General features: G+C 45.9%; 15 protein-coding genes and 1 pseudogene. 12 read left to right on the forward strand and 4 right to left on the reverse strand.

Annotated elements, in window-relative coordinates; translation table 11 throughout:
* The first annotated feature begins 11 nt into the window (after positions 1-11).
* From LC20001_RS06720 to LC20001_RS06735, 4 genes are all read left to right on the forward strand, one after another.
* Positions 12-803, forward strand: a complete 792-nt coding sequence (locus LC20001_RS06720) for an SDR family NAD(P)-dependent oxidoreductase (protein ID WP_010010106.1) — start codon at positions 12-14, stop codon at positions 801-803.
* Between the two features lie 84 nt (positions 804-887).
* Positions 888-1,259 (forward strand): LapA family protein, encoded by a 372-nt coding sequence (locus tag LC20001_RS06725; RefSeq protein WP_010010105.1) that lies wholly within the window; start codon positions 888-890, stop codon positions 1,257-1,259.
* A gap of 62 nt (positions 1,260-1,321) precedes the next feature.
* The gene (gene recJ, locus LC20001_RS06730) at positions 1,322-3,658 is read left to right on the forward strand and encodes a single-stranded-DNA-specific exonuclease RecJ (protein WP_010010103.1); all 2,337 of its coding nucleotides are present in this window, start codon (positions 1,322-1,324) and stop codon (positions 3,656-3,658) included.
* Positions 3,648-4,166, forward strand: coding sequence for an adenine phosphoribosyltransferase (locus tag LC20001_RS06735; RefSeq protein ID WP_003680303.1), 519 nt, complete (start codon positions 3,648-3,650; stop codon positions 4,164-4,166). Before recJ ends, LC20001_RS06735 begins: the two co-directional genes overlap by 11 nt.
* 377 nt (positions 4,167-4,543) lie before the next feature.
* Here the strand turns inward: LC20001_RS06735 and LC20001_RS06740 are convergent, their stop codons facing one another.
* Together LC20001_RS06740 and LC20001_RS06745 are read right to left on the reverse strand one after the other, a co-directional pair.
* Complete coding sequence (locus tag LC20001_RS06740; protein ID WP_010010102.1) at positions 4,544-5,710, reverse strand: hydroxymethylglutaryl-CoA synthase; 1,167 nt, start codon at positions 5,708-5,710, stop codon at positions 4,544-4,546.
* Between the two features lie 34 nt (positions 5,711-5,744).
* A complete protein-coding gene (locus LC20001_RS06745; RefSeq protein ID WP_010010101.1) occupies positions 5,745-6,146 on the reverse strand; it encodes a hypothetical protein in 402 nt (133 codons plus the stop codon).
* A 168-nt stretch (positions 6,147-6,314) separates the two neighbouring features.
* Here LC20001_RS06745 and LC20001_RS06750 point away from each other — a divergent pair, with 168 nt between their 5' ends.
* The 7 genes from LC20001_RS06750 to LC20001_RS06780 all read left to right on the forward strand — a co-directional run bounded on the left by LC20001_RS06750 (position 6,315) and on the right by LC20001_RS06780 (position 13,029).
* On the forward strand, positions 6,315-6,656 hold the full coding sequence (locus LC20001_RS06750) for a hypothetical protein (protein WP_035457700.1): 342 nt from the start codon (positions 6,315-6,317) through the stop codon (positions 6,654-6,656).
* 176 nt (positions 6,657-6,832) lie between these two features.
* A complete protein-coding gene (locus LC20001_RS06755) occupies positions 6,833-7,069 on the forward strand; it encodes a cytochrome b5 domain-containing protein (protein ID WP_035457699.1) in 237 nt (78 codons plus the stop codon).
* 210 nt (positions 7,070-7,279) lie between these two features.
* On the forward strand, positions 7,280-8,770 hold the full coding sequence (locus LC20001_RS06760; protein WP_010010099.1) for a flavocytochrome c: 1,491 nt from the start codon (positions 7,280-7,282) through the stop codon (positions 8,768-8,770).
* Between the two features lie 375 nt (positions 8,771-9,145).
* Entirely contained in the window at positions 9,146-10,474 is a 1,329-nt protein-coding gene (locus tag LC20001_RS06765) for an MATE family efflux transporter (protein WP_029507982.1), read from the forward strand.
* Between the two features lie 100 nt (positions 10,475-10,574).
* Entirely contained in the window at positions 10,575-11,519 is a 945-nt protein-coding gene (locus LC20001_RS06770; RefSeq protein WP_010010095.1) for a DMT family transporter, read from the forward strand.
* A gap of 81 nt (positions 11,520-11,600) precedes the next feature.
* Complete coding sequence (locus tag LC20001_RS06775) at positions 11,601-12,440, forward strand: aldo/keto reductase (protein ID WP_010010094.1); 840 nt, start codon at positions 11,601-11,603, stop codon at positions 12,438-12,440.
* An 82-nt stretch (positions 12,441-12,522) separates the two neighbouring features.
* On the forward strand, positions 12,523-13,029 hold the full coding sequence (locus tag LC20001_RS06780) for an O-acetyl-ADP-ribose deacetylase (RefSeq protein ID WP_056943291.1): 507 nt from the start codon (positions 12,523-12,525) through the stop codon (positions 13,027-13,029).
* 51 nt (positions 13,030-13,080) lie between these two features.
* On the opposite strand, the pseudogene LC20001_RS06785 reads toward LC20001_RS06780, so the two are convergent.
* Positions 13,081-13,959 (reverse strand): annotated as a pseudogene (locus LC20001_RS06785) (IS982 family transposase).
* Between the two features lie 135 nt (positions 13,960-14,094).
* On the opposite strand from LC20001_RS06785, the gene LC20001_RS06790 reads away from it, so the two are divergent.
* Positions 14,095-14,358: a type II toxin-antitoxin system RelB/DinJ family antitoxin gene (locus tag LC20001_RS06790; RefSeq protein ID WP_010010092.1), complete on the forward strand. Its 264-nt coding sequence runs from the start codon at positions 14,095-14,097 to the stop codon at positions 14,356-14,358.
* A gap of 441 nt (positions 14,359-14,799) precedes the next feature.
* On the opposite strand, the gene LC20001_RS14395 is transcribed toward LC20001_RS06790, so the two are convergent.
* Positions 14,800-15,012 carry a hypothetical protein gene (locus tag LC20001_RS14395; RefSeq protein WP_035457574.1) on the reverse strand — a complete coding sequence of 71 codons (213 nt, stop codon included), beginning with the start codon at positions 15,010-15,012 and terminating at the stop codon, positions 14,800-14,802.
* Between the last annotated feature and the right edge of the window lie 92 nt (positions 15,013-15,104).

Here is a 15,104-nt window from a genome sequence, read left to right on the forward strand (position 1 = left end):
GGGCAAACTTAATGAAATTAGCAAATAAAACCGTTTTGATCACCGGCGCTTCGAGTGGCTTAGGGGCCGCGTTGGCGTACGCGGCGGCACGGCAAGGGGCCCAGTTAGTTTTGTGCGCACGCCGCAGCGAGCGTTTACGGCAAGTGGCGGCTCAAGCACGGGCATTGTCGGGGAGGCGGGTACTGGCGGTGCGGATCGATTTGACCCAGCCCGCACAGCTCGACCGTTTAATGACGGTGCTTAAGCAAAAAGTTGGCACCGTCGATGTGTTGATCAATAACGCCGGCGTTGGCTATTTTGAAAAGGCACTGGATCTACCGTTAGCCAAGGTCCAGCATTTATTTCAATTAGATGTATTAAGTTTGATGCAATTAACGCAAAAGGTTGGCTTGACGATGGCAGCGCTGCGCCGGGGCATGATCGTCAATATTGCCTCCCAAGCCGGTAAATTAGTGACCCCGAAGGCGACCGTTTACGCGGCAGCTAAGGCAGCGGTGATTGCTTATTCCACTGGTTTACGGATGGAGCTGCGGCCGTTGAATATTCAAGTGTTAACGGTCAATCCTGGCCCGATCAAAACGGAGTTTGCCCATATTGCGGATCCCAGCGATCAGTATGCTCAGGCGGTGGCGGGAATCGCGTTGGACGCCGATCAATTAGCGGCGCGGATCATTCGGGCGATTGAAACTCAGCGTCGCGAATTAAATGCACCGTGGCCCATGGAAATTGCGGCCCGGTTACGGACGCTATTTCCGGCGATAGCTGATCGATTGATCGCCAGCCCATTATTTGATCGTAAATAAGAGATAATTTAGTGCGAATGTAGCTGAAAAAGCAGCGCTAAGCGTTTTTTCAACGCACAGGATAATGTTTTGGAGGAAGTTTAAATGAAAAATCAATGGCGGCTTGTTCTTGTTTTATTGTTAGCGTTAGTGATCGTGATTTTTGCGGTGTTAAACGTGGCACCAGTTACGGTTCATTTTGGTTTTGGTACCGCCAAATGGCCGCTGATCATCGTGATCATTGTGTCCTTACTGTTAGGTGCGTTGGTCACCGTTTTAGTGTCGACCATGAGTGCGTTAGGTCTGCGGCGGCAGGTTAAAACCTTGACCGCAGAGAAAAAGCAGCAAGAAACCGCGATCGACCAAGCGGTGGCCGAAGCAACGGCTAAGTTGAATACCCAGTTGGCGGAAAAAGAAGATCAGATCAATGCCTTGCAGCAGCAAGCATCATCCGCGGCGGCACCCAGCGATAAATAAACAAGACTTTCAATCAGCTGGAATTTTGATATAATAGTTTGGTTGGGAGCGTGAAGTATTAAATGAAATCCCGTTATACTTGGCAGTATTTGCCGCAGCCACGAGCGGCGTTAGTCACCGAGCTTGCTGAAAAGTGTCAATTGGCACCAGCAGTGATCCGGTTACTGATCAATCGTGGACTAACTGATCAAACAACAATTGAAAAATTTTTAAATCCGGGAGTGGATCAATTGCATGATCCACTTTTATTATTTGACATGCAAAAAGCGGTTGACCGTATTCGTCAGGCAATTGAAGCTAATCAATTGATCACAGTGTACGGCGATTACGACGCTGATGGGGTCACCAGCACCAGTATTATGCTGGAAACGTTGGAATCCTTAGGGGCCAACGTCAATATTTATATCCCGGACCGTTTTAATGAAGGTTATGGGCCCCACGAATCTTCGTTTAAACAATTATTAGACGCCGGGACGCAATTGATCGTTACCGTCGACAATGGGATCAGTGGCAACGCGCCAATCGCCTATGCGCAAGCACAAGGTGTCGACGTGATCGTCACGGATCATCATGAATTGCCGCCAGAGTTACCGCCGGCATTTGCAATCGTTCATCCACGCCATCCGCAAGGCCACTATCCTTTTGGTGACCTTTCTGGTGTTGGCGTGGCTTTTAAAGTCGCTAGCGCTTTGCTTGAGGAAACGGCTGTCGATAGTTTTGATTTGGCCGCCATCGGTACGATCGGGGATCTAGTCTCCCTGACTGATGAAAATCGTGCCCTAGTTACCCTAGGTTTGCAACAGTTGCAGCAGTCAACGCGCCCAGGGATCACCGCACTTTGTGAAGTCGCGGGGATCGAGCAAGCTAAGATCGATGAACAATCGATTGGTTTTGCGATCGCGCCGCGGTTAAATGCCTTGGGCCGCTTAGGTGATGCTAAAGACGGTGTCAAATTATTGACCACCTTTGATCCTGATGAAGCAACTGAGTTGGCTAAATTTGTCCAAACGCAAAATGAGCGCCGCCAGCAATACGTTAAAGACATTGCCGCAACCGCAATGGAAATGGCGCAGACACCAGAAAATCAGCAGCGGCAAACCTTGGTGTTGGCCCACGCTGATTGGCATGAAGGGGTGCTGGGGATCGTTGCTAGTCGGATCGTCGAAGCTACCGGCAAACCTACTTTAGTGTTGACGGAACGCGAAGATCATACGTATAAAGGCTCTGGCCGTAGTGTGCAGGCGTTTAATTTATTTAACGCTTTGGACCAATACCGTGATTTGATGATCAGTTTTGGTGGTCACCATATGGCGGCTGGCTTAGCGGTCACGGCGGATAATTTAGCCGCGTTAAGTGCGGGCCTAGAAGCTCAGGCTGATGCGGTTGATCTGCGGCACCAAGCCCATGATGCTTTGAAAATCGATTTGCAGTTACCGGTGCCGGAAGTGACGACTGACTTTTTGCAGGCTTGTCAGCAGTTGGCGCCATTTGGTACCGACAATCCGGCACCACAGATCGCCGTTACACCAGAAAAGGTGACTGACGTGCGCGCAATCGGTGCGGATAAAGCACATTTGAAATTTAAATTGACCGCGGCCAATGCTAATCTGGATGTGATCGCCTTTCAAAAGGGGCAATACGCTGAGGATCTTACCGCTGCCGATCAGGTGACAGTGGTTGGCGAATTAGGCGAAAATGTTTGGCAAGGCCGGCGGACGCTGCAGTTGCAGTTAACCGATTTTGCTACTAGCGGCATCGAGATCATCGATAAGCGAACGACTCATTTGACCCGCCATTTATTCCAGTACACGGCCACCTATGTCTTCTTCTCGGCTAAATTACAGCAACAGCTTAGTGGCTATTTGCCGGTCGACGCAACGGCAGTTTCGGCGCATGAACCATTTAACGTGGTCGGCGACACCTTGGTATTAGTTGATCTGCCGACTGATTTGGCGGCTTTAGCAACGTTATTACAAGCGCATCAGCAGGAATATGACAAGCTGATCAGCTTCTTTTACATGGCGCACCCGGTTTATTTAGCGGGAATGCCGACACGAGCGGAGTTTGCGCGCTTATTTAAATTCACTACTACCCATCGCGGCATTAACCTGCGGACGCAATTGGCGACGCTGGCTAATTACTTACATTTGAAAAAAGAATTATTGATTTTCATGATTCAAGTGTTTTCTGAGTTGGGTTTTGTTAAAATAGTTGATGGCGTCATGGACGGCGTGGCGCAGCCAGCCAAGGCTGACTTGCAGTCCGCCGCCAGTTATCAGCAGCGTCAGCAGCAAATGACTGCTGAGCAAGTGCTAGTTTATAGTAACTATCAAGAACTTAAAAATTGGTTAAACGCACATATTGTGCCAGATGAAGGAGCGAAAAGCAATGTCAGTTGATTTACATGATTATATCGCCAGCGTGCCAGATTTTCCGGAAAAAGGGGTCATCTTTCGCGATATTTCACCATTGATGGCTGATGGGGAAGCTTATCACGAAGCTACGGATCAAATTGCAGCCTACGCTAAGGATAAAGGTGTCGATATGATCGTTGGCCCCGAAGCGCGTGGTTTTATCGTTGGTTGTCCCGTGGCCTACAAATTAGGTCTGGGTTTTGCCCCCGCGCGTAAAAAGGGTAAGTTGCCGCGGCCAACGGTTTCGGCTAGTTATGGGTTGGAATACGGTAAATCAACCTTATATTTGCACAAGGATGCGATCAAACCAGGGCAAAAAGTCTTAGTCACTGATGACTTATTGGCAACTGGTGGCACGATCGCCGCAACGATCAAATTAGTCGAAGATCTCGGCGGAATCGTTGTTGGTACAGCTTTCTTGATCGAATTAAAGGATCTGGGCGGCCGCGAAAAAATCAAAGATTATGATATGTTAGCTTTATTGCAGTATTAAAAAAGTGTGTGACATAAGATCATAGACTTTTCTGAAATATGGTTAGCGTGAAACAGAGCAGGTTAGATGCCATTCCATCTGGCCCGCGGAAGCATATACCAAATTTAGTGGTGTGGTCGTCAATAATGGTTGCATAACTAAAAATAGTACAAGTTGTACGCAAAAATACCAGTAAAAACAGCTAAACCTGTTTTTACTGGTATTTTGTTTAGAAATGATTCGATTGATTTTAAAATTGCGAATGACTAAGCTTGAAGATAATGCAAAATCATACTAACTAAGCATTTAGCCCAATTAATTATTCAATGTTCAGTTATTGCCGGAATGGAACCTAACCAGAGAATAAACTGATCACTTATAGTCAAGGTTTTTTTTTGTTACTGTTTACGATATTGCCGTTGGTGTGCTTTGATTCCGGCCAAAACGTATGGCGCGGGGTCATGGCTTAAATCTAGTTCAACGGTGCTGCCATCGGTCGGTAATTGTTGTTGGAAGATTTTTTCATAGGTCGGCACATCAACTTGCTGACGTGCGGCAAACATTTTTTGATGTTGTTCAGGCAACAAGGCTTGTTTGAAGTTGGCCTGCAGAATGCCGCTGAAAAATTCGCTGACGGCGCCGGAACCATAGCTGAATAAACCGAGGCGGTCACCAGCTTTTAAGGTGGTGGTATTTTCCAACAGCGACAGTAAACTCAAATATAATGAGCCGGTGTATAAATTACCGACGATCTGATTATATTGGCGTGAATCTTCAAAGTTGGCGCTCAGCCGTTGTTGGTCAGCTTCTGTTGCTTGAGGTAAAATCGAGCGCAAGGCTTTGAGGCCCATTTTGGTATAGGGTAAGTGGAAAGCTAGGGCGGCAAAGTTAGCTAAGGTCATGCCGCTTTGTTCGCGGTAAGCATCGAAGACTTCGTTGAAGAAATCAACGTACATGTGACCAGAGTAGTGGCCGTCGACTTTTGCTTCGGTGGCGTAGTTAGGCCGCCAGAAGTCCATGATATTTTCGGTCAATACGGTGCTGTCTTCTTCTAAGGCCAAGATCCGTGGGTCCTTGCTGATGATCATCGCCACCGCACCGCCGCCTTGGGTTGGTTCACCGGCGTTACCGATGCCGTAGCGGGCAATGTCGCTGGCGGTGATCAGGACTTTTTTGTCGGGATGTAAGGCGATGTAACCGCGAGCTAACTGTAGTGCTGCGGTCGCGGAATAGCAGGCTTGCTTGACTTCAAAAGCGCGGACTTGCCGTGGCAGGTCGAGCAAACTTTGCAGGTAAACGGCGCCGGATTTTGACTGATCGATGCCAGATTCTGAGGCGAAGATCACCGTGTCGATCTGTTGGCGATTTTCCGGGGTCAGAATCTTGGCGGCTGCATTGGCGGCTAAGGTGACGCTATCTTGTGTCGGCGGGATCACCGCCATCTTTTTTTGACCGATGCCGATCAAGTATTTGTTGGGATCTTCATTGCGCGCATGCGCTAACTCAGCCATATCAATAAAATAATGGCTGGTGTGGAAGCTGATTTGGTCAATACCAATTTTCATTACGTTGGAACTCCTTATATACATAGGTCTAGTTTTAATAGCTGCTATTTTGTTCTTGCGGGCTGGCTTGGTGCAAGCGGGCTTTGTGTTTAGCCGTTTTTTGCGTTAATAGGATCGCGCCGATCAATAAAAGTGAAGGCACCAAGGCAACTGAGGGGAGCAACCAGAAAATTAGGAAGGCGCCGATCCCAGCAATATTAGCCAGCAACATGGCCGGAATTTGGAATGCTCGTAAATACGAGATCAGGTGCAAACCGATACCGATCCAAGTAAAAATGGCTAAATGGCTTAACAGAGCAGCCCGCGCGGCCATAAAGTTGTCGACGTGAAATAGCGGCAAGATGTGACCGATGCCCAGCACCGCACAGCTAAGCAATAAGAATAACATAAATAAAGTGTCATATAAACCTGGTAATTTGAGCAACGAAATTTTCATGGTAGCCACCTCGGGTCAAAGATGAATTTATTATTAGTATAGCAGAGATTCAGAATCGTGAAAGATTTTTACTAAGGGAAATCGCTATTCTTACAAAATAGTTCATGCTATGATGTGACTAAGAACAGTTAGATCAATCAGTGGTTCAAAGCCAAAGGAGGGTTAATAATGGAAGAAGTGGTTGCACAAAATGTGGTACCAGCCGAGGTAAAGGGTTGGAACTGGGGCGCGTTTGTTTTTAATATTTGGTGGGGGATCGGTAACAAAACTTATTTGCCGTTATTATGTTTAGTGCCGCTGTTCAATATCGTGTGGATTTTTGTCTGTGGCTTCAAAGGTAACGAGTGGGCGTGGAAAAGCAACGATTATCCCGATGTAGCGAGTTTTAAACGGGTGCAGGCAACGTGGAATCGTGCCGGGTTGGTTTCGTTTATTGTCAGCGTTGCGGCGATCATCCTGTATTTGATTTTCTTCGCTGCAATTTTAGCCAGTCTGCCCGATTATTTCTGATTGGGGGTAATGGCTGATGACATTGGATTTAGTGGTACCGACGCTGGCGTACCAGCAACGGCGGCCATCTAACCTGATCGCTCTAAATTTTAGTAAGCATTATCGGCCGGAAACAGTCGTGGTCGTGTTATACTGAAATTAAGCGTTATAAAAATTCTAATTTAGGAGTGATCAGTTTGGCAGAAAAAACTTTTTCTAAGGAAGAATTGGCACAATATGATGGTAGCGATGGCAAAAAAGCGTACGTTGCTATTGATGGTTTAGTTTATGATGTGACTGACGTGAAGCCTTGGGCCGGCGGCAAGCATCATGGACAAACGGCAGGGCAAGATCTTTCGACCGTGATCACGAAAGCCCCACACAAAAAATCGGTACTCGCAAAATTAACCGTGGTTGGTAAGTATACCGGCTAATAAAGACCAGAAAGATAAAGTTGGTACTCCTAGTGTTAAAGCCAAACACTAGGAGTATTTTTGTGATTAAAATTTTAGTTATATGTGATTTAATATACTTTGAATTAGATTTATTTAGCAATGGCTATTTTAAAATTCTAATTGATATTGAAAGAAAAATCACATACCTGTATAATATCATTATATAAAAACAGGGGGTTACAAATAATTATGAAGAAAATTAGGGGTATGACGTTTTTCTCCGCCGCGCTATTATTGACATCTAGTATGCTAGGGATAGCACAAGGTGTTTCAGCTGCGGATAAAAGTGATGTTACGACAAGTGCTTCCAAAACAGAATATACATCGGCAAAGGATCTAAAGAAAAAATATGATGTGATCATTGTTGGTGCTGGGGGTGCAGGGATGTCAGCAGCTTTGGCGGCTAAGCAAAAAGGTTTAAAACCGGTAATTTTAGAGAAGATGCCGATTGCCGGCGGAAATACGTTAAAAGCTTCTTCGGGAATGAACGCTTCAGAGACAAAAGTGGAAAAGGCCAATGGGATAGTTGATAGTAATGAGCAATTCTATCAAGAAACACTAAAAGGCGGCCATAACAAGAATGATAAGGCATTATTGCATTACATGGTCAACCATTCTGCTAGCGCTATTGATTGGCTGGATAGCATGGGAATGAAACTAGATAAATTGACTATTTCCGGTGGTATGAGCGTTAAACGAACGCATCGTCCACATGATGGTTCAGCAGTCGGACAATATTTAGCTACTGGTTTATTACGTAATATTAAAAAAGACAAGATTCCATTGATAGTTAATGCGGATGTCACAAAAATTACGGAAAAAGACGATCAAGTTTCTGGTGTTAAAGTTGTCATTAATCAAGATAAGACAAAAACAGTTAAAGCAAAAGCAGTTATTGTCACTACCGGCGGCTATGGGGCTTCCAAAGCAATGATCAAAAAATATCGACCTGATCTAGCTAAGTACGTAACGACCAATGCAGCGGGGACAACTGGCGATGGAATCAAAATGATCCGGCAACTCGGCGGCTATACAGTTGATATGAAGCAAATTCAAATTCACCCAACTGTTTATCAAAAACCAGCTTATTTGATTGGTGAGGCAACACGGGGTGAAGGCGGTATTTTAGTTAATAAATCTGGTGATCGTTTTACCAATGAGTTAAATACACGAGATAAGGTATCGGCAGCCATTAATGGTCAGAGCGGTAAAATGGCTTACGTTGTTTTCGATGCTGGTGTTAAGGCACGTTCAGCCGCAGTTGATCAATATATTAAAAAAGGATTCACAAAGCAAGCTGATACGGTTGAAGATTTGGCTAAGAAAATCAATGTTCCCGCAGCTGAGTTACAGAAAACAATAACGACATGGAATCAAGATGTTGCTGCGAAGAAGGATAGCCAGTTTGAACGGACAACCGGCATGGAACATCAACTCAATCAAGGACCTTACTATGCGATTCCTATTGCACCAGGGATTCATTATACAATGGGTGGTGTGAAGATTAATACTAAGACCCAGGTATTAAAGAAATCCGGTAAGGCTATTCCTGGTCTATATGCTGCTGGTGAAGTGGCTGGTGGTTTACATGGTTACAATCGAATTGGTGGTAATTCTGTTGCCGATATAATTATTTTTGGTCGACAGGCAGGTGAGCAGGCCGCAGCTTATATAAAATAATAAAGTCAAAGCGTGATCGATTAGGTCACGCTTTTTTCTGGCATTAAATTACATGCGTTTTATTATCTTTACGCCGCTTTCCTTGTTATGCTGGAAGAAAAGTTAAGGAAGTGATTGCAATGACCAAACGGCTATGGCGCAATGTGTTGATCGGTCTATTGTTAGGCTTGTTCGTTGTGATCGTCGGGTACTTGGCGTTATTGATCCACGCGGTGGCGATCATTTGAATTATTGGCCGGCGTAGACACCAATTAAATGAAGTGCTAAACTTATAAAATAATAGATAAATGAAATTTCATTCCCCAGTGCAGCGCGGTGTGTTTAGCCGTGTTGTCTGGGGGTGTTTTTTTGAAGGGACGGTTTATTTGGATGAAAATGGATGAGATGTTTGCCCGGGCGCCGATTCCCAAAGTGTATATGCAGTTGGCGCTGCCGGTGGTGTTGGGGATGGTGGCCAGTATGGTCTACAATCTGGCCGATACATTTTTTGTCGCCCAAACCGGGAATGCGGATCTGGTGGCGGGAATCGCGTTAGGGACACCGCTATTTTCATTTATGCTGGCAGTCGGTGATATTTTTGGCCTTGGCGGTAGCGCGGCGATCTCACGCCTGTTGGGGCAAAAGGCGCATCAGGCCAGTGCTCACTTAAGTAGTTTTTGTTTTTACGCGGCGATCGCTTTTAGTTTAGTGCTGACGGTTTTGATGCTGGTGTTTGAGCGGCCAATTTTAGGCATGCTCGGGGTAACGGCGGCGACTTATCAGTATGCGGCTGGCTTTTACCGGATGATGGCGCTGGGGTCGACTTTTATTATCGTCTCATTGGTGCCAGGGAATATTATTCGCACCGAGGGGTTGGCAACTAAATCAATGATCGCCACGCTGACGGGGACGTTGTTGGCGATCGTGCTCGATCCGATTTTTTTGTTTGTCTTGGATTGGGGTGCGGCTGGCGTTGGCTTAGCTAACGTGCTTGGTTACGCGGTCAATACGACGATGTTGGTTTATTTTATGGTCAAAGATTGCCAGATCCTATCGTTATCGCCAAAATTATGGCGGGTCAGCTGGGCCGACGTGCGGACGATTTTAAATATTGGGATTCCGGCGTCGTTGACTAACTTTATGCAAAGTTTTGGCGTCATGTTGTTGAACAATTATCTGGCGCTTTACGGGGCGGTGGCGATCGCGGCAATGGGCATCGTGTTGAAAATTTACATGGTGGTGATGCTGATCATGGTCGGCTTTGCCTTTGGGGCGCAACCGTTGATCGGCTACAACTATGGTGCCGCTAATAAAGCCCGCTTTCGGGCAATCGTCCGTTTTGATTTTATGGTCGAGGTGGTCTACGCTTTGATCTGCGCGGTGATCTTGATGATCTTTGCGCCGCAGTTAGTGGCGTTATTTATGGATAAACCAGCGATTGTTACTATGGGTACCAAAATGTTGCGGCTGTTGCTGGCGACGGCACCGTTTATTGGCGCGATCCTAGTATTTACCACCTTATTTCAATCGATCGGTAAAGCCAGTGGGGCCTTGATCATGGCGATCACTCGTCAAGGGATCGTTTTTGCGATTGTGATCGTGCTCCTGGCGCGATTGTTTGGTTTCCAAGGTGTGATCATGGCCCAACCAGTTGCTGACGTCGTGACGTTTTTGATCGGTTACTGGTTGTATCGTCAATTAGTGGTCAAAAGTGAAGCAAAATGATAGCTGAAAATGCTTAAAAAGATTAGAATAACGGCAATAAAGTTTACCTGACCGTTTGTTGGTCAATGCTTTTTATATTTTGCTGATCGGAGATGCGGATATGTTAGCAATTATTGTAGGTTTAGCCATTGGGATCGGGTTACCGATGCAGACAAGTATTAATTCGCGCTTACGTCGTGCAATTGGGTCGCCTTATTTAGCCTCACTGATCTCATTTGCGATCGGGACGCTATTTTTGCTGGTTATGACGTGGCTCATGCGGCATAGTTTGTTATTTAGCTGGTCTTTATTTACCAGTCAGCCGTGGTGGTTGTGGATCGGTGGTATTCTTGGTGTCATTTATTTAACCGGGAATATTCTCTTATTCCCTAAATTAGGTAGTGTGCAAACGGTGATCATGCCGGTGTTAGGCCAGATCCTAGCCGGCTTATTGATCGATAATTTCGGTTGGTTCTCATCGCCACAAAAGCCATTATCGCTGACCCGGGTATTGGGTGCAGTATTGGTGCTGCTAGGCGTACTCGGCGTGGTGGCGCTTGATGGCTGGTTGGAGCGGCGGCATGATCGGTTGGACGCTGCGCCGAAAACTAATTCAGGTGAACTGTGGTTGTGGCGCGCGTTTGGCGTTTTAGCAGGGATGTTAAGTGCCGTTCAGACTGCGATCAATGGTCATTTAGGTCAGGTGTTGCATTCAGCGGTGGCCGCGGCTTTGGTCTCCTTTTTGGTGGGGACTTTAGGCTTGGTCCTGGTGGTGTTGGCGCTGCGGCCTAAATGGCAGTTAACCGCGCAAAAGCGGGCTACGGCGCCGTGGTGGATGTGGCTGGGCGGCATTGTTGGTGCATTATTTGTGCTCGGCAATGCATTCCTAGTACCACAAATTGGAACCGGCTTGGCAGTGGTGATCGTTTTAGTTGGCTTGATGATCGGCAGTTTGTTGATCGATCAATTCGGGTGGCTCGAATCGCAACGTAATCCACTGACCTTAGCCCAATTGCTCGGTTTGATCGTGATGATCGCCGGCGTGGCACTGATTCGCTTATTCTAAAAGTCAAACCGCCGACATTTGGCGGCCAAGTAGGCTATAATGAAATAGAACGAATGATTTCGGAAAGGTCGCGATTTTAAGATGCAAAAGAAGTTTACCTTTGATTCTGATTTAACGGTCGATCGGTTAGGCTATGGCACGATGCAATTACCTGGTAAAGGCGTTTGGGGCCCTGCCGCCGATGCTAAAAAAGCTGCCGCGGTTATCACGACGGCAATTGACAACGGGGTTAATTTTATCGATACGGCTGATTCTTACGGGCCGTTTTTCGCGAACTTGTATTTAAAGGACGCGCTGCAACAACGGCCTAATAGCAAAGTGATGGTGGCAACTAAGGTCGGTTTCACGCGCCAAGGCCCTAATCAGTGGACCGCGGTAGGCAATCCTGCTTATTTGCGCCAACAAGTTGAATTGAACTTGTTTAGTTTAGGCTTGGATCACATTGACTTGTTGCAGCTGCACCGCATTGACCCAAATTTCTCGATCGAGGAACAAGTCGGTGAATTGGCCAAATTGCAACAAGAAGGTAAGATCAAGCATATCGGCTTGAGCCAAGTTTCGGTGGAACAGATCAAAGCTGCGCAAAAGGTGGCGCCGATCGTATCCGTACAAAATCGGTATAATTTGATCGATCGCGCGGATGAAGACGTGTTGAACTACGCCGAACAACAGCACATGGCGTTTATCCCGTGGTTCCCCTTGGCGACTGGTAAGTTGACTAAAGGCAATACCTTGTCTTCATTGGCAGAAAAGTATGACGCTACGCCAGCACAGATCGCTTTGGCGTGGTTGCTTAAACGTTCCGACGTGATCTTGCCAATTCCGGGCACCAGCTCAGAAGAACACGTTAAGCAAAATATTGCGGCACAAGAAATCGAGTTAGAAGACGCCGATTTTGATCAATTAAGTAAGCTCGCGTAACGCGTTGCCCCACCAACTCAGTGTGTTAGCTGAGTGGTGGGGCTTTTTTTATCACGTTCATACAAAGATGGAGGGAAATTCGATGATCCAAATTATTCAAGGGGATATTACGCAGATGCAAGTGGATGCGATCGTGAATGCGGCTAACACCACGTTACTGGGTGGTGGCGGTGTTGATGGTGCGATCCATCGTGCCGCGGGGCCGGAGTTGTTGGCGGCGTGTCGCCAGTTGCATGGCTGTGCCACCGGTGAGGCTAAGATCACTGCGGGGTTTCGTTTGCCGGCTAAATTTGTGATCCACACGCCGGGACCGATTTGGCGTGATGGCACCCAAAGTGAAGCACAATTGCTGCATAATTCTTACGTCAATAGTCTGGCGTTAGCAGCGGCCCATGATTGTCAAACGGTGGCCTTTCCGTCGATCAGTACCGGCGTTTACCGTTATCCGTTGGCGCAGGCCGCTAAAATTGCGCTGACCACGATCCGTGATTTTTTGGCGACAAATACAGTGGTCAAAACGGTGACGCTGGTGTGCTTTGATCCCACTACTTTGGCGGCTTATCAACAGGTGTATCGGGAAATTGTATAGTTAATTAATATACAATGGATGTACTTTGATCTATTCTATACACGCGTGGTGCTAGTTCGTCATAAAATCAAAAAAGCCTAAATTGTATACCAATATCGTCAATTCAATCTTTAATTGAAAACCAAATAGACTACGGGTGAGATTGGTTTCAATCCCAAATTGCTGGGCTAAAATTGAAAAGCGTGACTCTATTGTCCGCCGTAACGCCTTGAGTTGACGCTTATTATGCTATTTAGCACCTTTCATATTAGAACGATAAGGCGTCCATAAGTTATAGCCTAGGGCCCTAAAACTGGTCTTGAGTTTTTTCCCAACATAACCAACATCGGCCAAAATATTGGGACAAGGACAACCGCTAATTAGCTCAGGCGCTACCTTAGCATCATGAACTGAGGCTGCCGTGATCACATAATTCAGAATATAGCCATTAGCCGTGACGACCATGTGGGTTTTAAACCCATAAAATGGCATTTTCTTGGTGGCATTATAGCCAATGTTGGCCTTCCCAGCAAAAATTCTAACTCTGAAATTACGAACTTTGGCACATAGTGGGTTGGGTAAACTGTCGATAATCGCTAGGTCGCCCGAATGAGCATAATCCTTAGTGATACCTGAGCGAATGGTATTGACTACTGCCAGTAATTGTTGCGCGCGGCGGTTGAAACGTGAACGTGATACCACCATTTGCCGCGGCATAAACGCTGCCATCAGATAATAGAAGCGGCGTTGCGATTGAATTCCCAGTGTGACTTGTAAGCACAGTAAAGCTAAAAGTTTAATATCAGTAATTTTAGTATGTTCAACGTTGCGCCGCTCAATGACGCTACGCGGACAATAACGCTGATAAAGCAATGAACATAACTGGTAAAAGTAATGGAAACTAACTTGTAATTCGTGACGATTTTGCTTAAACTTGAGGTGGTTCAACACAGTTATTACTCCTTTTAAGTTTTGTCACTTATGAGTCTAACTGGGTTGGACTTTTTTGTTAAATTTCTAAATGTTACAAACTAGCACCACACGTATTCTATACTTAGAATCTAAATACGTGAGGAGGAAGTTCTGGTGCACGAAGCTAAAACAAAAAAAATCGCAATTTCATTTAAAGTCGATCAACATGATAAAGAATTGGCGACCGAAATTTACAAAAATCTAGGCTTGAATTTGTCAACTGCTTTTCAAATGTTTTTAAAAAAGTCAATTGCGGAAGGTGGCTTACCTTTTGATGCGCGTGATCCATTTTATAGCCAGGCTAATATTGAAAATATTCTCGCTTCAAAAAAACAGCTTGATGATGATCAAGGGGCGGTGAGCGAAGGAGATCAGTAAGAAATCATGAAAAGTCTGCTTAATGTGTGAGACTCTTTCTGAAGTGTGGTTAGGGTGAAACAGAATTGGTTAGATTTCATTCCAGCGCAAGTGGACGGAACGAGTGGCGGTTTGGCGAGCTAACTTTTCCAGTTCAAAGCAAAAGCGGGTGGAAAAGTGGATCTCGCCAATACCGCATAGTTGTAAATGGTAAAACCCACCATTAACAACTATCGACACATCTGGTCCACTTGCGCTTCCACTCCATCTGGCCGCAGTGGCACATGTCAGACTTAATTGTATTGCCGTCAATTGTCATTACACAATTCAAAATAGTTCAAGCTGTACGCAAAAATACCAGTAGAAACAGTTAAATCTGTTTTTACTGGTATTTTGTTTAGAAATAATTTGCTTGATTCTAAAATTACGAATTATCAAGCTTAAAGGTAACATATTAGCACACTAATTAACGACCACGCTGGCGATGTCGTTGCGGTGCAGTTTGGTGTGGCCGCAGCTGGAGGTGATGATGTATTGTTCGGCCGCGCCGATGTTGAAAAAGTTGCGGGCGGTGGTGTTGATCACGGCGTCATCGGTGATTACTTGAACGTTGTGGACTTGTTCTAAAATTAATTGTTCGCCGGAGTGCAGCAGTAGCGTTAGTGTTTTGACCATTTTGTAAGCTCCTTCATTTTTGTCATATCTATAAGATAAGCCGGATGAAGTTGATAAGCAAAAATAACGCATAGGCAGCTCCGTCTCGATTT

It is taken from the genome of Loigolactobacillus coryniformis subsp. coryniformis KCTC 3167 = DSM 20001, assembly GCF_002706425.1.
In the GTDB taxonomy this organism is placed as follows: domain Bacteria; phylum Bacillota; class Bacilli; order Lactobacillales; family Lactobacillaceae; genus Loigolactobacillus; species Loigolactobacillus coryniformis.